The organism is Nocardia sp. NPDC055053 (assembly GCF_053608285.1).
Window position 1 is genome coordinate 110,470 of record NZ_JBSGVD010000014.1, and the last position, 19,256, is coordinate 129,725.

19 protein-coding genes are annotated in these 19,256 nt (G+C 68.0%); 6 read left to right on the top strand and 13 right to left on the bottom strand.

Going from position 1 to position 19,256, the window contains the following annotated elements:
• Positions 1-37 precede the first annotated feature (37 nt).
• Positions 38-1,114 (top strand): substrate-binding domain-containing protein, encoded by a 1,077-nt coding sequence (locus tag ACWF82_RS17110; RefSeq protein ID WP_452502159.1) that lies wholly within the window; start codon positions 38-40, stop codon positions 1,112-1,114.
• 200 nt (positions 1,115-1,314) lie between these two features.
• Here ACWF82_RS17110 and purQ read toward each other — a convergent pair whose 3' ends face one another.
• Together purQ and purS are read right to left on the bottom strand one after the other, a co-directional pair.
• Positions 1,315-1,992 (bottom strand): phosphoribosylformylglycinamidine synthase subunit PurQ, encoded by a 678-nt coding sequence (gene purQ, locus ACWF82_RS17115; protein WP_452502160.1) that lies wholly within the window; start codon positions 1,990-1,992, stop codon positions 1,315-1,317.
• Complete coding sequence (gene purS / locus ACWF82_RS17120) at positions 1,989-2,225, bottom strand: phosphoribosylformylglycinamidine synthase subunit PurS (RefSeq protein ID WP_022565847.1); 237 nt, start codon at positions 2,223-2,225, stop codon at positions 1,989-1,991. The genes purQ and purS overlap by 4 nt, the downstream gene beginning before the upstream one ends.
• 99 nt (positions 2,226-2,324) lie before the next feature.
• Here purS and ACWF82_RS17125 point away from each other — a divergent pair, with 99 nt between their 5' ends.
• Positions 2,325-2,969, top strand: coding sequence for an MBL fold metallo-hydrolase (locus tag ACWF82_RS17125; protein WP_452502162.1), 645 nt, complete (start codon positions 2,325-2,327; stop codon positions 2,967-2,969).
• A 1-nt stretch (position 2,970) separates the two neighbouring features.
• Here the strand turns inward: ACWF82_RS17125 and ACWF82_RS17130 are convergent, their stop codons facing one another.
• The 3 genes from ACWF82_RS17130 to ACWF82_RS17140 are packed head-to-tail and all read right to left on the bottom strand — an operon-like array spanning position 2,971 to position 6,192.
• Positions 2,971-4,323: a M20/M25/M40 family metallo-hydrolase gene (locus ACWF82_RS17130; RefSeq protein ID WP_452502164.1), complete on the bottom strand. Its 1,353-nt coding sequence runs from the start codon at positions 4,321-4,323 to the stop codon at positions 2,971-2,973.
• A 10-nt stretch (positions 4,324-4,333) separates the two neighbouring features.
• Complete coding sequence (locus tag ACWF82_RS17135) at positions 4,334-4,771, bottom strand: hypothetical protein (RefSeq protein WP_452502166.1); 438 nt, start codon at positions 4,769-4,771, stop codon at positions 4,334-4,336.
• Positions 4,768-6,192, bottom strand: a complete 1,425-nt coding sequence (locus tag ACWF82_RS17140; RefSeq protein WP_379306577.1) for an APC family permease — start codon at positions 6,190-6,192, stop codon at positions 4,768-4,770. Before ACWF82_RS17140 ends, ACWF82_RS17135 begins: the two co-directional genes overlap by 4 nt.
• Positions 6,193-6,368: 176 nt before the next feature.
• Here ACWF82_RS17140 and ACWF82_RS17145 point away from each other — a divergent pair, with 176 nt between their 5' ends.
• On the top strand, positions 6,369-7,745 hold the full coding sequence (locus ACWF82_RS17145) for a glutamate decarboxylase (protein ID WP_452502168.1): 1,377 nt from the start codon (positions 6,369-6,371) through the stop codon (positions 7,743-7,745).
• A 51-nt stretch (positions 7,746-7,796) separates the two neighbouring features.
• Here the strand turns inward: ACWF82_RS17145 and ACWF82_RS17150 are convergent, their stop codons facing one another.
• Together ACWF82_RS17150 and ACWF82_RS17155 are read right to left on the bottom strand one after the other, a co-directional pair.
• Entirely contained in the window at positions 7,797-8,498 is a 702-nt protein-coding gene (locus ACWF82_RS17150; RefSeq protein WP_452502170.1) for a DUF2334 domain-containing protein, read from the bottom strand.
• Between the two features lie 85 nt (positions 8,499-8,583).
• On the bottom strand, positions 8,584-10,734 hold the full coding sequence (locus tag ACWF82_RS17155; protein ID WP_452502172.1) for a S9 family peptidase: 2,151 nt from the start codon (positions 10,732-10,734) through the stop codon (positions 8,584-8,586).
• Between the two features lie 120 nt (positions 10,735-10,854).
• Between ACWF82_RS17155 and ACWF82_RS17160 the strand changes: the two genes are divergently transcribed.
• The gene (locus ACWF82_RS17160) at positions 10,855-11,889 is read left to right on the top strand and encodes a DUF2330 domain-containing protein (protein WP_452502174.1); all 1,035 of its coding nucleotides are present in this window, start codon (positions 10,855-10,857) and stop codon (positions 11,887-11,889) included.
• A 72-nt stretch (positions 11,890-11,961) separates the two neighbouring features.
• Here ACWF82_RS17160 and ACWF82_RS17165 read toward each other — a convergent pair whose 3' ends face one another.
• The 5 genes from ACWF82_RS17165 to ACWF82_RS17185 all read right to left on the bottom strand — a co-directional run bounded on the left by ACWF82_RS17165 (position 11,962) and on the right by ACWF82_RS17185 (position 16,977).
• Positions 11,962-12,894, bottom strand: a complete 933-nt coding sequence (locus ACWF82_RS17165; protein ID WP_452502176.1) for an alpha/beta hydrolase — start codon at positions 12,892-12,894, stop codon at positions 11,962-11,964.
• A gap of 163 nt (positions 12,895-13,057) precedes the next feature.
• Complete coding sequence (locus ACWF82_RS17170) at positions 13,058-13,480, bottom strand: HIT family protein (protein WP_452502178.1); 423 nt, start codon at positions 13,478-13,480, stop codon at positions 13,058-13,060.
• A gap of 95 nt (positions 13,481-13,575) precedes the next feature.
• Entirely contained in the window at positions 13,576-14,997 is a 1,422-nt protein-coding gene (gene purB / locus ACWF82_RS17175; RefSeq protein ID WP_452502180.1) for an adenylosuccinate lyase, read from the bottom strand.
• 6 nt (positions 14,998-15,003) lie between these two features.
• Positions 15,004-15,657, bottom strand: a complete 654-nt coding sequence (locus tag ACWF82_RS17180) for a TetR/AcrR family transcriptional regulator (protein WP_452502182.1) — start codon at positions 15,655-15,657, stop codon at positions 15,004-15,006.
• A 156-nt stretch (positions 15,658-15,813) separates the two neighbouring features.
• Positions 15,814-16,977: a pyridoxal phosphate-dependent aminotransferase gene (locus ACWF82_RS17185; protein WP_452502184.1), complete on the bottom strand. Its 1,164-nt coding sequence runs from the start codon at positions 16,975-16,977 to the stop codon at positions 15,814-15,816.
• A 526-nt stretch (positions 16,978-17,503) separates the two neighbouring features.
• Between ACWF82_RS17185 and ACWF82_RS17190 the strand changes: the two genes are divergently transcribed.
• Positions 17,504-18,394 (top strand): M23 family metallopeptidase, encoded by an 891-nt coding sequence (locus ACWF82_RS17190; protein ID WP_452502272.1) that lies wholly within the window; start codon positions 17,504-17,506, stop codon positions 18,392-18,394.
• A gap of 64 nt (positions 18,395-18,458) precedes the next feature.
• Here ACWF82_RS17190 and ACWF82_RS17195 read toward each other — a convergent pair whose 3' ends face one another.
• A complete protein-coding gene (locus ACWF82_RS17195) occupies positions 18,459-18,881 on the bottom strand; it encodes a hypothetical protein (RefSeq protein WP_452502186.1) in 423 nt (140 codons plus the stop codon).
• 46 nt (positions 18,882-18,927) lie between these two features.
• Between ACWF82_RS17195 and ACWF82_RS17200 the strand changes: the two genes are divergently transcribed.
• Positions 18,928-19,239 carry a WXG100 family type VII secretion target gene (locus ACWF82_RS17200; RefSeq protein ID WP_452502188.1) on the top strand — a complete coding sequence of 104 codons (312 nt, stop codon included), beginning with the start codon at positions 18,928-18,930 and terminating at the stop codon, positions 19,237-19,239.
• Positions 19,240-19,256 lie beyond the last annotated feature (17 nt).

The window sequence follows — 19,256 nt, forward strand, 5'->3', positions numbered from 1 at the left end:
GAACGAACCTGTTCGCACTCGAGCGATAGAGTACAGAATGCCCACGTTCGACGAGAGTCGGGACGAGACGATCGAGATTCTCTCGATCGTGCCCACTCAGGGCCCCGGTGGGATCATCGCTCCATCGTGTACCGCGGCCATTTCCCTCGCTGTCGATGAAATCAATAGTGGGACAGGAATTCTGGGCCGCGAAATTCGGCTGACAACCATCGACGGCGGCCGCTCACCGTACGAAGTGGCCACCGAGGTCGAGGCGTTTCTGGCGACCGGAATGGTCGGCGCGATCACCGGCTGGCACACCTCGGCGGTGCGCCGCGCGGTCGCCGACGCCGTCGACGGCCGCGTCCCCTACCTGTACGCGACCGATCACGAGGGCCTGCCCGACGAACGCCCCGGCGTCCTGCTGGTCGGTGAGCATCCTGATCACCAGACCGTGCCCGCCGTCGCGTGGATGGCGCGTGAACTGGGGGTGCGCAGGTGGGCGGTGATCGGCAACGACTACATCTGGCCGCGCCAGACGGTCAACGCGCTGCGCCGCGCGCTGCGGTCACCGGCCGATATCGTGCTCGAGCAGTACGTCCCGCTCGGCACCACCGATTTCCACGCGTTCCTGGACAGTCCGGCCTTGCTGCGCGCCGACGCGGTGCTGATCCTGATGGTCGGCGCCGACACCGCCCGGTTCAACCGCCAGTTCACCGCGACCGGCCTGCCCGCGATCATGCCGCGCCTGAGCCCCGCCGTCGACGAGAATGTCCTTTTGAGCGCGGGTCCCGCCGCCAACACCAACCTGTATGTGGCATCGAGCTTCTTCATCGACGAGCACACCGCCGACGGCCGCGACCGCCGTGCCCGCTACCGCGAACACCAGGGCGCCTTCGCCCCCGCGCTGACCACGTTCAGCAATTCCACCTATGAGGCGGTCCACCTGTTGCGCACGCTGGCCGACACGGTCGGCACCCTGGACGTCCCCACCATCGCGGGCCGCCTCGCCACCGGCATAGTCCTGGACGGCCCGTCCACCCGCCGGGGATTCGTCGGAAACCAGGCCGTCGGCCCCGCCTATCTAGCGAGAGCCGACGAAGTGGATTTCGACATCATCGACCGACTGCCATAGCAACCCACACGCCCCGACCTCGAGGAGGGGCAGGCCGACGCAGTCGGCCGTCGCGGCCGTCCCGCCGGTCAGGCGCCGTTGCGTACGCGACGAAGGAGCAAGCAACGGTGCCTGACCGGCGGGACACAAGGGGCCGCGACTCGAGCGCGCCAGCGCTCCAACAAACACAGCGACCTCGAGCGCGCCAGCGCTCCAATAATTCAAGCGCTGATCAGGCTGTCGATGACCGAGAAGAACATGCCGAGGCCGTCGTCGCTCGGGCCGGTCAGCGCCTCGGTGGCGTGCTCGGGGTGCGGCATCAGGCCGACGACCCGGCCGTTGGCCGAGGAGATGCCCGCGATCCCGCGCTGCGAGCCGTTCGGGTTGTCGCCCGCGTAGCGGAACACCACGCGACCCTCGCCCTCGAGCTCGTCGAGCACCTTCTGCGAGGCCTGGTAGCGGCCCTCGCCCGACTTCAGCGGGACGAGAATCTGCGCGCCCTGCTCGTAGCGGGAGGTCCACGCGGTGTTCGTCGCCTCGACCTGCAGCCACTCGTCGCGGCAGATGAAGTGCAGGCCCTCGTTGCGGGTCAGCGCGCCGGGCAGCAGCCCGGCCTCGCACAGCACCTGGAAGCCGTTGCAGATGCCGAGCACCGGCAGGCCCTGACCGGCCGCGCGCACGACCTCGCCCATCACCGGCGCGAACCGGGCGATGGCGCCGCAGCGCAGGTAGTCGCCGTAGGAGAAGCCACCGGGCACGATGACCGCGTCGACACCCTTGATGTCGGCGTCGGCGTGCCACAGGCTCACGGCCTCGGCACCGGCCAGCTTCACCGCGCGGGCAGCGTCGACATCGTCGAGCGTGCCCGGAAAAGTAATTACGCCGATACGCGCGCTCACGAGACCCGAACGACCTTCCAGTCCTCGATCACGGTGTTGGCGAGCAGCGCCTCGGCGATCTGCTCGAGCTCGGCGTCGGAGACACTCTCGTCCACCTCGAGCTCGAATCGCTTGCCCTGCCGCACATCCGAGATTCCGGCGAATCCCAGACGCGGGAGCGCGCCGACCACGGCCTGTCCCTGGGGGTCCAGGATCTCGGCCTTCGGCATGACCTCGACCACGACTCGTGCCACGCGTTGCTCCTCATGTGGTGTGGGGGGTTACCTCAGAAATCCTAGTTGACCCGGCCGTCGTGCCCGCGTTCCGGGGTCGTGGCGGCTTAGCATCGGCATATGCGTATCGCCCACTTCGGTCATTCCTGCATCCTCGTGGAACTGCACGGCGTGAAGGTGCTGTTCGATCCAGGCACGTTCGCGCACGGCTTCGAGGGCATCACCGGATTGGACGCGATCGCGGTGACCCATCAGCATCCCGACCACATCGACCCGAACCGGATCGAGGCGCTGATCGAGGCCAACCCGGCCGCCCGCCTGCTGTCGGACCCGCAGACCGCCCAGCAGCGCAGCGAGGGCTGGGAGCCGGTCTCGGCCGGTCAGGTGCTCGATATCGGTGAGCTCCAGATCACCGGCGGCGGCGGGCGCCACGCGGTGATCCACCCGGAGATCCCGGTGATCGACAACACGGTCTTCCAGCTCGGCACCGAGGCCGACCCCGCCCAGCTGGTCCATCCCGGCGACTCGCTGTGGGTGCCGCCGGTCCCGGTCGGCGTGCTCGCCATCCCGGCCGTCGCGCCGTGGATGCGGATCTGGGACACCGTCGACTACCTGCGCGCGGTGAATCCCCGCACCGCCGTCCCGATCCATTTCGGGATCATCGAGCCGGCGGCGCAGGGCATCTACTTCGGCAGGCTGAACGAGATGGCTCCGGCGGGCACCGAGTTCAGGGCGATCCAGCCGGAAGACCAGGCGCAGTTCTGAATCAGCGGTAGCTGCTCAGGAACAGCGCCTCGGCCAGGGCCATGTGTTCGATCTCGCTCGGGTCCACGCTCTCGTTGGGCGCGTGGATCAGGCATTTCGGCTCTTCCACGCCGATCAGCATGATCTCGGCCTTCGGGTAGGTGTCGGCGAAGACGTTGCACAGCGGGATCGACCCGCCCTGCCCCTCGGTGGTCACGTGGCGGCCGTAGGAGGTCGCCATCGCCTGCTCCAGCGCCGAGCGCGCGGGCCCGTGCTCGGAGGCGACGAACGGTTCGCCGAGCGCCTCGACCTCGATGTCGAGCCGGGCGTTCCACGGCACGTGCGCGCGCAGGTGCCCCTCCAGCAGGTCGAGGGCTTGCTTGGGCTCGGTGCCCGGTGGGATGCGCAGGTTGAGCCTGGCCCGGGTGCTCGGCTGGATCGCCGCCGACGACCCGACGACGGCGGGTACGTCCATCCCGAGCACGGTCAGCGCGGGCCGCGCCCACACCATGTCCGAGACGGTGCCGCTGCCGAGCAGGTCGACGCCGTCGAGCACACCGGCGTCGGCCCGGAATTCCTCGACCGGGTACTGCACGCCGGTCCACTTCTGGTTGTCGGTGAGACCGTCGATGGTGGTGTTGCCGTGCTCGTCCCGCAGCGACGACAGCAGCCGGATCATCGCCGCCAGCGCGTCCGGTGCCGGGCCGCCGAACATGCCCGAGTGCATCGGCCCGGCCAGCGTCTTCACCGTGACGACGACATTCACGTTCCCGCGCAGGGTCTGGGTGAAGGTGGGTACGCCGACCGCGAAGTTGCCGCAGTCGGCCACCAGGATCACGTCGGCGGCGAGCAGGTCGGGATTGGCGACGACGAACTTCTCCAGCCCGCCGGTGCCCTGCTCCTCGGAGCCCTCCGAGACCACCTTGATGCCGATCGGGAAGTCGGGTCCGATCGCGCGCAGGGCCGTCAGGTGGGTGACGATGTTGCCCTTGCAGTCGGCGGCGCCGCGGCCGTACCAGCGGCCGTCCTTGTCGGTCAGGGCCCATACCGGGGTGTTCCAGGCATCGTCGTCCAGCGGCGGCTGCACGTCGTAGTGGCAGTAGAGCAGCACCGTCGGTGTGCCCGGCGGGCCCGGCTTGTGCCCGATGACGGCCTTGCTGCCGTCGGGCGTCTCGTGCAGGCCCACCTCCGTCAGCCCGGCCGCGGTGAACGCGTCGGCCACCCACTGCGCGGTCTGCGCGCAGCCTTCCGGCGGGAACTGGCGCGGGTCGGCGACCGATTTGAGCGAAACCAGCTGGGTGAGATCCTTTTTCGCCTGGCCCATCAGCCCGGCGATCGTGGTGCGCAGCGCAGCCACTTCGGGGGTATCCGTCATCGATCACGCCTCACTTCGTGGTGTCGTCCAGCTTCAGGGTGTCGAGATGAGAAAGATAGTCCGGCAAGCGATCCGGGCAATAGACGGCGATGGTGAGCGCCACCGCCTGGGTGGTGGCACGCGGGCCGATCACCGGGCGCTGCCCCGGCCCAGCCGCGCCGTTGGTGATCGAGGCCTGGTAATTCGCCTCGATCAGCGGCGAACTCGGGTCCTGGCACACCGAGCCGCCGTCGTCGCCGAGCGCATCGGCGATCACCTCGGGCTCGGGTGCGGGCAGGCCCGCCGCGAGCAGATCGCTGTGCAGCTGTTCGGCTTTGGCGCTCGCCTGGGTGTTCTCGCGGATCCCATCGAAGGTGAGCAGGCCGATCAGGGCGAACACCACGAGCAGCGCACCCGCGGTGAGGTAGATCCAGCGGCGCTTGTGTGCGGGGGCGTCTCCGGTCGTCATGCCTTCTCCCCTTCCGGAACGTCGAGTTTCCAGCTGTCCCTGCGGTTTCGGTAGAACAGGTACGGGATCAGCAGACCGACGATGCCCATGCCGCCGCCGACGATGAGCAGATACACCCACGGGCTCCCCGACCCGAATTGCGAGGGCGGCACGAAGCCGATCGCGAACGCCGCGATCGAGGACGCGGCGCCGAGACCGCAGAGCGCGAACAGGGCGGGTGCCCGATAACCGCGCGGATGGCCGGGATCGTCGCGGCGCAGTTTGGCGGCTGCCGCGAACATCAGCACGTACATGATCAGATACACCTGCGTGGTGATCACCGACAGAATCCAGTACGCGCTGGAGACATTCGGGATGAAGGCGTAGAGCAGCGCGATGAACGTCGTGAACACGCCCTGCGCCACCAGCATGTTCTGCTGCACGCCGTGCTTGTTCATCGTGGTCAGCCACGGCGGCAGATAGCCCTCGCTGCGCCCGATCAGCAACAGCCCCTTGGACGGTCCGGCCAGCCAGGTGAGCATGCCGCCGACCGCGGCCGCCACCAGCGCGATGCCCACGATCGGGGTGAGGAAGCCGACGCCGAAGTGGCTGAAGAACCCGTCGAAGGCCTGCATCACGCCCGCGGTCAGGCTCAGGCTGGCCGACGGGACCACCCAGCTGATCGCCAGCGCGGGCAGGATGAAGATGACCAGCACCAGGCCCATCGCCAGGAACATCGCCTTCGGGAATTCCTTGGCCGGATTCTTCAGCGACGACACGTGCACCGCGTTCATCTCCATGCCCGCGTAGGACAGGAAGTTGTTCACGATCAGCACGAGACTCGCCAAACCGGTCCAGGCCGGCAGCAGGTGACTCGAATCCATCGGCGCCGCAGACGGATTGCCCTGCGCGAGGAACACCATACCAAGCAGGACCAGGATGGTGCCGGGGATCAGTGTGCCGATCACCAGGCCCATACTCGACAGCCCGGCCACCGTCTTGGTGCCCTGCGAGGACACGTACACACCTGCCCAATAGACGGTGATGATCACGATCGCCACATAAAGACCGTTGGACGCCAGTGACGGATCGATGATGTACGCGAAAGTGCTTGCCACATAAGCGAGCAAGCTCGGGTAGTAGAAAATCGTCATGGCGAATTGACACCAGACGGCGAGAAAGCCGAGCGGCTTGTTCAGCCCGTCCCCGACCCATTTGTAGATACCGCCCTGCCAGCCCGAGGCGAGTTCCGCGGCGACCAGCGAGGTCGGTAGCAGGAAAAGAATCGCGGGAATGATGTAGAGGAATACACAGGCGAGTCCGTAGACCGCCATGGTGGGCGCCGAGCGGAGGCTGGCCACCGAACTCGTGGTCATCAGCGCCAATGTCACCCAGGATAAATACTTCGTCGTCGTCGCGGCTTTCGTCGCGGAGCCCGTCATCAGCGCTGCCTCCTGCTGTGTCTGCACAACTAGCGGAAACCCTCGATCACTTGCTCTTGCATAGTAACTGTCCAGCATCCTCCCGGTAGGCTCGAATCGAGCACAAAGAGAACGGAATCGTTGCAGAATCCCGATAGAGCAAACACCTGGCAGTGCACCCGCTGACTGGAGGAACAGTGGCCGAGAATCTCTTCCCCAACGACCTTTTCAGTCTTCCCGGCTTCACCCGGCCCGCCCCGCACGGCGGTTTCCCGGCCCATGAGCTCTTTCCCGACGTCGCCTACGAGATCGTGCACGACGAATTGATCCTCGACGGTGTCGCCCGGATGAACCTGGCCACCTTCTGCACGACGTGGATCGATGACAAGGCCCGTCGCCTGATGGCCGAATCGATCGACAAGAACATCGTCGACAAGGACGAATACCCCCAGACCGCCGAGCTGGAGAAGCGCTGCGTGCGCATGCTCGCGGACCTGTGGCACGCCCCCGATCCCGCATCGACGCTCGGCACCTCGACCACCGGATCCAGCGAGGCCGCGATCCTCGGCGGTCTCGCCGCGAAGTTCCGCTGGCGGGCGCGCGGCGGCACCGGGATGCCGAACCTGGTGAGCGGGCCGGTGCAGGTGTGCTGGGAGAAGTTCGCGCGCTACTTCGATGTGGAACTGCGGCAGGTCCCGTTGCGCGGCGACCGGTACACCCTGCACCCCGACGACCTGCCGAACTACTGCGACGACAACACCATCGCCGTGGTGCCGACCTTCGGCCAGACCTTCACCGGCCTGTTCGAGGACGTCGCCGCGATCAGCGCCGCCCTCGACCGCATACACACCGCGGGCGGTCCCGACATCCCGATCCACGTCGACGCGGCCAGTGGCGGCTTCCTCGGTCCGTTCACCGCACCGGAGCTGGTGTGGGACTTCCGGTTACCGCGGGTGAAGTCGATCAACGCCTCCGGTCACAAGACCGGTCTCGCCCCGCTCGGCGTCGGCTGGGCGTTGTGGCGCGAAGCCACCGATCTGCCGCGGGACCTGATCTTCGACGTCGACTACCTCGGCGGCAACATGCCGACGTTCAATCTCAACTTCTCCCGGCCGGGCGGGCAGGTCATCACCCAGTACTACGACTTCATCCGGCTCGGCCGGGCGGGCTACACCCGGGTGCAGTCGGCGATCTACTTCGTCGCACAGCATTTCGCGAAGGGGTTGGGCGCGGTCGGACCGTTCGAGCTGATCCACGCGGGCGAACCAGAGCGTGGCATCGCCGCGGTGGCATGGCGGCTGACCGAGGGCGCCGACTACAACCTCTACGACCTGTCCGACCGGCTGCGCGCACGCGGGTGGCTCATCGCGGCCTATCCGCTGCCCGCCGACCGGCAGGACGAGACGATCATGCGCGCGGTGTTCCGGCACGGCTTCACCATCGACATGGCCGAACTCCTGCTCGCCGACATCGGGCGCAGCCTGCGTCAGCTCTCGGCCAATCCGTGGCGCACGCCGCTGACCCGCGCGCAGGCGGGTGGCTTCACCCACGACGCCGCCCCGGAAGTGCCGTGACATGGGGCCACCGCCGCGCGCTTGATCGCCGACGCGCGCGGCGGTGGCCGGTCAGGCAGCTCTGGCCGCGGTGAAGGGTTCCCAGCGGTAGACGTCGCTGCGCGCACCGTGATACAGCGCCAGGTCGACGGCGTCGAGCATCGCCTGGCGCGGGCCCGATCGTTGCAACTGGGCCGCCGAGATCGCCAGCCGCAGGACACCGCCGCGGCGAGCCGTGCGCGCGGCACCCATCACCAGCGCACGGCACCACCACGGTTCGGCGCGGAAGCCCTCACCGATGCCGTACACCCGGGCCCGCTGTGCCACATCGCGTTCCAGGTCGAGCATGGTGGTCAGACCGAAGGCCATGCGGAAGCCGACGTCGGGCAGCGCGGCCAGCGCGCCCGCCGAGGCGTCCCAGCGCGGCGCGGCGAACAGCCGGGTGCGCAGCTGCACCTGTTCCATCACCCGGTCGGCAGCCTTGAGCCGCAGCGTGGCCTCATGCCTTGGCAGGCTCGCGAACTCGGCCCGCCGGGACTTGGTCGCCGCCTGGTCGTACCCGTGCAGCACGATCGCGTCGCCCTCGAGCCGCCTGCCCCGCAGCCACGACTGCGTCGCCGGATCGTCGACCAGCCGGTATTTGCCCTTCAACCGAGGCGCGACCAGCAGCGACAGCCGAACACCGCGCTGGTCCATCTCCGCCCCGAACTCGATCGCGGCGTCGCGGGTCGTGTCCCGGATCCCCGACACGGAAACGATCAGCTCAGCGTTCATGAACCTACGGTGTCAGCCCCAGGTGACACCCGCGTGCTGCGCCGATGACGCCCCGACGAACATCGGCGCACGCCTTCCGCTGCGGTTACGCGTCCGCCAAGCCGACCTTGTCCAGGACCCAGGCGTACTCGAAGCCGACTTCCTTCCACTTCTCGTAGCGCCCGCTGACGCCGCCATGGCCTGCGCTCATCTCCGTCTTCAGCAGCAATTCGCTGTCGCCGGACTTGGTGTCGCGCAGTTTGGCGACCCACTTGGCAGGCTCGACGTAGAGGACGCGGGTGTCGTTGAGGCTGGTGATCGCCAGGATCGCGGGGTAGTTCTTGGCTTCGACGTTCTCGTAGGGTGAGTACGACTTCATGTAGTCGTAGACTTCCTTGTTCGCCAACGGGTTTCCCCACTCGTCCCATTCGATGACCGTCAGCGGCAGCGACGGGTCGAGGATCGAGGTGAGCGGGTCGACGAAGGGCACGTTGGCGAGGATGCCGGCGAACAGTTCCGGCGCCAGGTTGGCGACCGCGCCGACCAGCAGGCCGCCCGCACTGCCGCCGTCGGCGATCAGCCGGTCCGCCGCCGTGGCGCCGCTGTCGATGAGATGGCTTGCGCAGGCGACGAAGTCGGTGAAGGTGTTCTTCTTCAGCAGCGTCTTGCCGTGCTCGTACCAGAGCCTGCCCATCTCGCCGCCGCCACGCACATGCGCCACCGCGAACACCATGCCACGATCGAGCAGCGACAGCCGCGAGACCGAGAACGACGGGTCGATGCTGGCCTCGTAGGAGCCGTATCCGTAGAGCAGCATCGGCTTCGGTCCGTCGGCGGGCAGGTCGCGGCGCTTGATGAGCGAGATCGGGATCCGGGTGCCGTCCTGGGCTACCGCCCAATCACGGTGCTGCTCATAGTCGTTCGGGTCGTAGCCGCCGAGCACCGGCTGCTCCTTGCGCAGCAGCAGCTCACCGGTGGCGGGCACGTAGTCGAACACCTGCATCGGGGTGATGAACGAGGTGACCCCGACCCGCAGCGTCGGCTGTTCCCACTCCGGGCTGGAACCCGCTCCGGCGGAGAACAATTCGAGCCCGAAGTCCAGCTCGGTCAGTTCGCCGTACCCCTCGGCGGTCAGCGGCCATACCGACAGGCGCGGCAGCGCGTCACGGCGGTAGCCGAGCACCAGGTGGTTGGCGAAGGCGTCGATGTCCTCGAGCCGCACGTCCTCGCGGTGCCCGATCAGGATCGTCATGTCCGACGGGTCGGTGGCTGGCGCCTCGGCGAGGACGAAGTTCTCCGCCTTCACCCCGTCGACCACGTCGTTGTGCAGGATCAGGAAGCGATCCTGGCCCGCGATCACCGCGTGCTCGGCCGAGTACTCCACGCCCTCGCGGCGCGGCAGCAGCACCCGGAACTCGCCCTCGGGGTTGTCGGACTCGAGCACCCAGCCCTCGGTGGTGATCTTGGAACCGAGCCAGATCATCAGATACTTCTCGGAGCGGGTCGCGCCGACGCTCACCCAGTAGCGCTCGTCGGGCTCGTGGAACACCGTCACGTCGGTGTCGGCGGCAGCCCCGACGCGGTGCCGCCACACGGTGTCGGGACGCCACGACTCGTCGACGGTCTGATAGAAGATGTGCGTGCCGTCCAGCGACCAGGTCGCCCCCGGTGCCGCGCCGGCGACCTCGTCCGGCAGCAGCTCACCGGTGCGCAGGTCCTTGATCCGCAGCGTGTAGCGCTCGTCGCCGGTGCTGTCGACCGAGTAGGCGAGCAGGGTGCCGTCGTGGCTCAGCGAGAACGCGCCGAGCGCGAAGAAGTCGAGGCCCTCGGCCAGGACATTGCTGTCGAGCAGTACCTGCTCGCCCTCGATCACCGTTTCGGCCTCGAGCTGCGGCGGCGTCCACGCGTCGATGCCCTCGGCGTTCGCGTCGATGGGACAGCGGCAATGCACGCCGTACTGCTTGCCCTCGAAACTGCGGGAGTAGTACCAGTACTCCCCCAGCCGGGTCGGCACCGACAGATCGGTCTCCTGGGTGCGGGCCTTGATCTCGTCGAAGATCTTGTCCCGGAGCGGCTGGAGCTGGTCGGTCTGCGCCTCGGTGAAGGCGTTCTCGGCCTCCAGGTACGCGATGACCTCGGGATCGTCCTTGTCCCGTAGCCACTCGTACTCGTCGACGAACGTGTCACCGTGGTGCACCCGCTCGAAGGGCACCTTCTTCGCGATCGGCGCCGACACCGTCTCATTCTCGCCAGCCATGGGTCCACCGTAGCCGCAGCGCTCCAGCCGGGCCCGCCAACTCGGCCGCTACGCCCCAGGGCGTCCGTGCTAGGTATTTCTGCGGATGGCAGCGGGGCGGTGGGTGCGTAGCCTGCTCGCATGGGGATGCGGTATGCGGTTCGATCGTTCGTCGTGGCTGTCGGGGTGGTGCTGGCGGCAGGTTGGGCGGCGGTCACGCCGGCGACCGCGTGTGCGTGCGGTGGGGTGGTCAGCGGGGGAAACTCGGCCCGGGTCGACAGTGAGACCGCGGTGCTCGGCTGGGACGGGACGCGCGAGACGATCCTGATGCGGTTGGGGATGCGGTTCGATGGTGCCGATGCGGCCTTGATCGTTCCCACGCCGACACCGGCGACCGTGTCGGCGGGGAGTGCGGCCTCGTTCAGCGAGCTGTCGCGGCTCACCGCGCCCGAGGTGGTCAAGGAATACCGCTGGTTCGGTAGCGGCTATGACGGCGCGACCTCGGGTGCCGCGCCCGGCTCCGGCCCTGACGTTCTCGGACAGGTGCGGCTCGGCCCGCTGGAGGCGACCACCTTGCGCGGCGGCGACCTCACCGGCGTACGAGAGTGGCTGGACGTCAACGGCTATCAGCTCCGCCCCGAGGTGAGCGCCACCCTCGACCCGTATCTGCGCGAGGGCTGGTCCTTCGTCGCCATGCGTCTCACCAGCGCGAAACCCCTTTCGGGCGAGCTCGATCCGGTGCGCCTCACCTTCGATTCCGACCGCCTCGTCTACCCGATGCGGATGTCCGCCGCGGCCACCCGACCCCAGTCGGTCCACCTCTACGTCTTCAGCGACCACCGGGTGGCTCGCACCGACGCCGACACGGCGACCCAATCGACCACTACCGAATTCGCTTCCCCCATCGGCGAACTCACCGACTCTGACCTGAAAGCGCTTGCCGCGGGCAAGAATTACCTGACCGAGCTCTCGGTGAACATTCCCCAGCCGTCGAGCATTACCAGCGATTTCACCCTCGCCGCCGCATCGGAGGACGTCACCGTGCGCGACCGGGTGGTGAGCAGGGAGTACGTCGAGATCCTCGGCTTCCCAGCGGGTTACGTGCTGATCATCGCCGGGCTCTCAGTCGTCGGGGTCATCGCGGGCGCGGTACTGCGCCGCCGATCGGCTCGATAGCACCCTGGAACGCACCGCGGCCCGGCTCTCGGGCCGCGAAGCCGTCGAGCCGGGCCACGTCGGGCAGGATTCTCAGGCCCCCAGCGCCGGGCCGATGGTGTGCCACGACGCGTGCAGCGCGTCCTGCCAGTAGGACCACGAGTGCGTCCCGACCGGGTGGTAATCGATCTTGGCGCCGATGCCCGCCGCGCGCAGGCGCTGGTCGAAGGCCACCATGCACGTGTTGACGCCGAGTTCGATCGGCCCGCCGAGGAAGATGTTCTCCGCCAGCTGCGGCTTGAGCTCGGCTTCGTGCGGGCCGGGGATGCCGGTACCGGTCGACAGGTACAGCGCCTTGCCGCGCAGCCGGTCGATCATCAGCGCCGGATCGTGCGCGGCCCATTCCGGGCTGCCGGGCGCGCCCCACATATTGAGCGGGTTGCCACCGCGATTGGCGATGGAGAACATGATCGCGCCCGCCGCCATAGCGCTGTCGGGGCACGCGCTGTAACCGGCGACGGCCCGATACAGCTCGGGGTGGCGGGCGGCCAGGACATAGGCCGCGTTGCCGCCCATCGACAGGCCGCCGATGCCGTTGACGCCGTTGCCTGCGAACTCCGCGTCGATCAGGCCGGGCAGTTCCTTGGTGAGGAACGTTTCCCACTTGTACCGGCCGAAGCGCGGGTCATCGGTGATCCAGTCGGCGTAATAGCTGGCCTGCCCGCCGATGGGCATCACCACGTTGACGTTCTTGCCGCGGAAGAAGGCCTCGGCGTCGGTCGCATTGGTCCAGGTGCTCTGGCCGACACCGGGATCGAGCCCGTCGAGCAGGTAGTACGTCGATCGTGCGCCGCCGCCCGCCGGGTGCAGCACCTGCAGGTCGACATTGCGGCCCATCGCGGGCGAGGTGACCGTGATCGCAGTGCGGGTGGGGCTGAGGTTGTTCGCCCCGATGATCTGCGCGGCAGCCGCGGGAGCGGGGTTGACCACCGCGGGTCCGAGCAATGCGAGAGCGAAAGCCAGCACTGAAGCAGCAACACCTATACGACGCACGACCCACCCTCCATTACCGCATGCCAATGACAGTCCAAAGTAACCCAGAGGTGAATGAACTGGAAGCATTTGGCGCTTCGGGCGTTTCTTCAGCAAACTCGCTGGTTCGCAATGCCCGGTTAGCCCGAAGTGGGCGTCAGCGAGTGAGCGCGCCCCGGATGGAACCGGCCAGATAGTCGAGGTCGGCGCGGGCAGGCGAGGTCGGGCGGGCGCGCAGCCCGAAGCCGTCGCCCGGCGTCCGCGGGATCACGTGCAGATGCACATGGAAGACTTCCTGCCCGGCCGTGACCCCGTCGGCGAGAAAGAAGTTCACCCCGTCGGCGGCCACCTCACTGGCACGCAACGCGGCCGCGATCCGCTGACCCACCTGAAAGAGCTTGCCGCCCAACGCCGGATCCAGATCCGCCAGGCTCGGCGCGGCCGCCTTGGGCACCACGAGCACATGCCCCGGCGTCACGGGACGAATATCCATGAATGCCAGGACATCGTCGTCCTCGTACACCTTGGACGAGGGGGCGAGCCCGGCGATGATGTCGGCGAAGATCGTGTACGGATTCACCCGCGTACGGTATCCAGCCCGGTATTTTCGTGCACTTCGGCCGCTTCGAGTCAGAAAACTGACTGCGACGAGCCGAAGTGCACGAATACGCCGGATCAGAGAATCGGCGACGGCGTGTAGCGCGCCGCCTCGGGGTTCGCCTCGACCAGCTTCTGCACCTGCGCGATCACCTCGGACACCTGGTCGGACGCGGCGCCGATGAACGCCGACTTGTCGGCCAGCGCGGCATCGAGGCCGGCGCGGTCAAGCGGCATCCGATCGTCGGCGGCGAGGCGGTCCAGCAGATCGGGCTCGCGACCCTGCTCGCGCATGGCCAGCGCCACCGCGACCGCGTGCTCCTTGATGACCTCGTGCGCGGTCTCGCGACCGACACCAGCGCGCACCGCCGCCATCAGGATGCGGGTGGTGGCCAGGAACGGCAGGTACCGGTCGAGCTCACGGGCGACCACCGCCGGGTACGCGCCGAACTCGGCGAGCACGGTCAGGAAGGTCTCGGTCTGGCCGTCGATGGCGAAGAACGCGTCCGGCAGCGCGACGCGGCGCACCACCGAGCAGAACACGTCGCCCTCGTTCCACTGCGCGCCCGCGAGCTCGGCCGCCATCGAGCCGTAACCGCGCAGCACGACCTGCAGGCCGTTGACGCGTTCGCAGGAGCGGGTGTTCATCTTGTGCGGCATCGCCGACGACCCGACCTGGCCGGGCTGGAAGCCCTCGGTGACCAGCTCGTGGCCCGCCATCAGCCGGATGGTGTGCGCGAACGACGACGGGCCCGCGCCCAGCTGCACCAGCGCGGAGAGCACGTCGTGGTCGAGCGAGCGCGGATACACCTGGCCGACGCTGGTGAACACGGTCGCGAAGCCGAGGTGCGTGGCCACCTGCTGCTCGAGCGCGGCCAGTTTGCCCGCGTCGCCGTCGAGCAGGTCGAGCATGTCCTGGGCGGTGCCCATCGGGCCCTTGATCCCGCGCAGCGGGTAGCGGTCGATCAGGTCGCGCAGCCGGGCCAGCCCGACGAGCACCTCGTCGGCGGCGGAGGCGAATCGCTTGCCCAGCGTGGTGGCCTGCGCGGCGACATTGTGCGAGCGACCGGCCATCACCAGCGTCTGGTATTCGGCGGCCCGCTCGGCCAGCCTGGCCGCGACGGCGACACCGTGGTTGTAGACGTGCTCGAGCGAGAGCCGGATCTGCAGCTGCTCCACGTTCTCGGTGAGGTCGCGGCTGGTCATGCCCTTGTGCACGTGCTCGTGCCCGGCCAGCGCGTTGAACTCCTCGATGCGCGCCTTCACGTCGTGGCGGGTGACCCGCTCGCGCTCGGCGATCGAGGCCAGATCCACGTGGTCGATCACGCGCGCGTAGTCGTCGATCACGCCGGCGGGGACGTCGATGCCGAGCTCCGACTGAGCCCGCAGCACCTCGAGCCACAGCCTGCGCTCGAGCACGATCTTGTTCTCGGGCGACCAGAGCGCGACGAGCTCCGGGCTGGCGTATCGGGTGGCGAGGACATTCGGGACGAGGCTCACGAACGTTCAGTCTAGTTGGCGTGCCCGTTCCAGCTGCTGGGGCATCATGTTGGGCACCACGGGCGGGGCGACGATGTCGATCATGTCGAGCAGACCGGCCCGTGCGGGGCGGCGCGGCTCCGGATGGCCCTCGATCAGCGCGGCCACTACGGCGCCGTCGACGACGGCGACCAGCCTGCGTAACTGCTCGGGGCGCACCACTCGGTCGGAGCGGCGCAGCACGTCGGCGAGCAGTTCTTCGAGCTGGGTGCGTAGTCGGAGCTGGACCTCACGTAACTCGGGGTGCCGGGCGGAGGCGACCGAGCGCTCGTAGCGGGCGATCAGCTGACCGCGGGCGTCGAGGTCGCCCTCGTCGGGCCCGACGAGTAGGTCGAGGACCAGGTCGACGGTCGCCTCGGCGCCGCGCCTGCGATGGCTGACCTCACCGACCCGGCGACGCATCGCGTCGAGTTCGATCGCGCCGCTGAACTCGACGGCCCGGGCGATCAGATCTTCCAGCGACTCGAAGTAGTAGGTGGTCGAGGCGAGCGGAAGATCGGCCCGCGACGCCACCGAGCGATGTCGCACCGCGTCGAAGCCGCCTTCGAGCAACAGTTCAGCGGCCGCCGCCACCAGGGCCTGGCGGCGTCGTTCACCTTTCGGGGTCGTCGCGGTGGTCACCGTGCCATCGTGCCAGTCATCATCAGTTCAACCGTGCGCAATCGTCATCGGGGAAACGCGGGAAATCGGGATAACTGAGTTTTACCGTATCCCGGCACGGAAGTGTTCGTACTAGGCAAAGTTGTTGTCGCACATCACTGTTGACAGCGAGACCGGTCAGTCCTTCAGGAACCTTCCCAACCGGTCCAGCGCTGCGGCGATGTCGTCGCCCGAGCCGGCGAAGGAGAAGCGAACCGTGCGAAGTCCGTGCACGGTGTCGAAGTCGAGACCGGGCGCCAGCGCGACGCCGGTGTGCGCGAGTATCTCGGCGCACCAGGCACGGGAATCGTTGGTCAAATGACCAATATCGGCATAGGCGTAGAAGGCGCCGTCGGCGGGCGCGAGATCGGTGATACCGATGCTCGGCAGACCCTCCAGCAACAGTGCCCGGTTGCGCGCGTACCGGCGCACATGACCGTCCAGTTCATCCTTGGCTTCCGGTCCGAACGCGTGCACCGCCGCGTATTGGGAGATGGCGGGCGGGCAGACGGTCATGTTGGAGGCCAGCCGCTGCAGGGCGGGACGCAGGTCCTCGGGGGCGAGCATCCAGCCAAGGCGCCAGCCGGTCATCGAGAAATACTTCGACACCGAGCCGATAACCACCGCGGATCGGGAGAATTCCCAGGCCGACGAGGTCGGCGTGCTCGCCCCCTCGTAGGTGATGCCGTGATAGATCTCGTCGGAGATCAGCAGGGTGCCGTGTTCCTCGCACCAGCGGGCCAGCGCGGCCAGTTCGGCCGGGTCGATCATGGTGCCGGTCGGGTTGGCCGGGCTGGCCACCACCAGGCCCGCGGGCGGCTCTGGCAGCGCCTCCAGCATGGCCACGGTCGGCTGGAAGCGGGTCTGCGGGCCGCAGTCCAGTTCGACCACGGTGCAGCCGAGCGCCGTCAGCGTGTTCCGGTAGGCGGGGTAGCCGGGCCTGGCCACCACCACGGTGTCGCCCGCGTCGAAGGCGGCCAGGAAGATCAGCGTGAACGCGCCCGACGATCCCGTGGTCACCACCACTTCGTCCGGGTGCACGTCGTAGCCGTAGGTCTCGCTGTGATGCCCCGCGATGGCTTCGCGCAGCGGCAGGATGCCGAACGTCTCGGTGTAGCCGAGCAGTTCGTGGTCGATGGCGGCCCTGGTGGCCCGCAAGACCGGCGCCGGCGCCTGCGTCGACGGCTGCCCGGCCGCGAGGATCAGCACATCTCCATGCGACCTGGCCCGTTCGGCCGCCGCCTTCCACACATCCATCACGTAGAAGGGGGGAATTGTCGACCGGCGCGATTCTCTGGACACCCGAGAGACGGTAGAGCACCCGATCGCGCGCGTTCACAGATATGGTCGGCACAATGGCTCCGACAGCGAAGACGCAGCCACCGACGCAGCAAGCGCGTCGGTGCCGGGGCGCGGGGGCACCATGGAGTGGATGAGGGCGGGGAGAGTGCGGCGGGCGGATGCGCGAACGGCCGATCGCGCTGACACGTCGTCGGCAGTCGATGGTTCGTCGGCCGCGGCAATCGCGTCCACGACGGGTGACAGTGTGCGCCCGGCGGATACAGCGGCAGACAGTCACGAGCAAGCGGTAGCCGACGGGGTCGGCACGGCCGATGCAGGCGTCGGCAAGCAGGCCACAGCCAACAGTGTTGCAGCGGATGACACTTCGGCCGGCCACGATGCCCCGGCGGACGACAACGCGTCGGCACGATCCGCCGCCGATAGTGCAGCCCGGCGCATCGTCAGCATCAACGGCCATGTCCTGCAAGCGAATTGGCGCGAACAGCTGACGTCGAAGACCAGCGTCCGCGAGCGGGTGACGGCCTGGGTGGACAAGCACCCGGCAGTCGGCGAGGTCGCGGGTGAACTGCGCCGCGGCGATGCGCGCACGGTGTTCTGGCTGCGGCCCAAGGCACATGCCGAAGCGCTGTGGGCGCAGCGGCCGAGCCGGGATCGAGTGCGTCAGGTGCTGCTCGAGCGTCGGGTGCTGATCGCCGGAGTCGCCGTCGTCGCGGTGTTCGCCGCCGCCGACTCGCAGATCAGGGACATCGCGAGCGAACGTCCGCTGGTGCCGGGTGAGGCGCAGCGGGTGGCGATCGCCTATCCACCGCAGCTCGCGCCGAATCCGCAGTCGTCGAGCCGCCTGCTCGCCGCCATCGCCAGGGGTGAGAAGCGCCGCGAGGCAGCGGTGGTCGCCGCCGCCGCGCGCGCCACCCTGGAGCGGGCGAAGGCGGAAGCGGCGGCCGCGGCGTCGGGCGAGTGGCAGGACTGGATGGGTCAGCGCGCCCCGGTGGTCCCCGGGGTCATGGTGCCAGGGTCGACACCGTCCGGCGGCGGCTTCAGCCTGCCCGCCAAGGGCGCGTTCACCTCCGGTTTCGGATCGCGCTGGGGCACCATGCACCGCGGCATCGACATCGCCGCCCCCATCGGCAGCCCCATCTACGCCGTCGCCGACGGCACCGTCGTGGAAGCCGGACCGGCGCAAGGTTTCGGCCTGTGGGTCCGCATCCGCCACGACGACGGCACCATCAGCATCTACGGCCACATGTACGACTTCTTCGTCTCCCAGGGCGAACGCGTCCCCGCGGGCATGCAGATCGCCCGCATCGGCAACCGCGGCGATTCCACCGGCCCCCACCTGCACTTCGAAATCGTGCAGAACGGCCAGCACGTGGACCCACAGGCCTGGCTGGCCCTGCACGGTTTACGCCTGACCTGACGCCCGGCCTCACCAACGGGAAATCGGAGTCGTTCGATCACCGGATGCGCTCGGCGCGAACGGCTTACTGCCAGAGTCGCCGGACACCCACGGCCGCATTTGCACCAATCATGTCGATGTTCACCGACTGTTCGTCCGACGTGTACGGAACGAGTAGGTCGATCGCGATGCCACCCGCGTGCTCGGCGGCGATCTTGATCGCATCGCCGACGAAGGGATGTCGCGCGGTCACGGCGTACACGATGACTCGAGCGCGCAACTCCCGCCGATCATCATCAAAGGTGAGGTCATCCCGGATCGAATCTTCGTCTGAGGCCGCCCCCGCAAGCCGGCGCATCGACTTGGCCCCGTCCACGCCAACAACCAGCATGAAAGGCACGAGACCTGCTACGCCACTGAGCATTTCACCGGCGACACCTATACTGTCTCGCAGCAGGTTGTCCAGGTCGTCCTGGTCTTGTTGCGACGCCACGCTACGCCAGTCCATGCGCGCTTCCTCCAGACAGACGATCGGGAACGGGGAAGGGAATGCTATGGACGACAGTACGCTCGACGTCAGCCCGGAGAAGCTTCGGCAAGCAGCGACTGCGCTGCAGAACAGCCAGGGCGATCTTCTCTACGAACTCAACAGGATTCACCTCGCCCACACAGATCTCCAAAACACCTGGCAGGGCGCCGCCGCGGATCTGATCGCCACGACATGGGAGTCGTTGAACTCACGGGTCGCCGCGCATACCAGTCACCTCGAAAGCTATGCACAGCACCTTCGAACCGCTGCGCAGGCCTTCGCCGGACAAGATGACAACAGCGCCGCAGAGATCCAGCAGTACAGATTGAACCTGTGACAGGGCAGGACCGCATT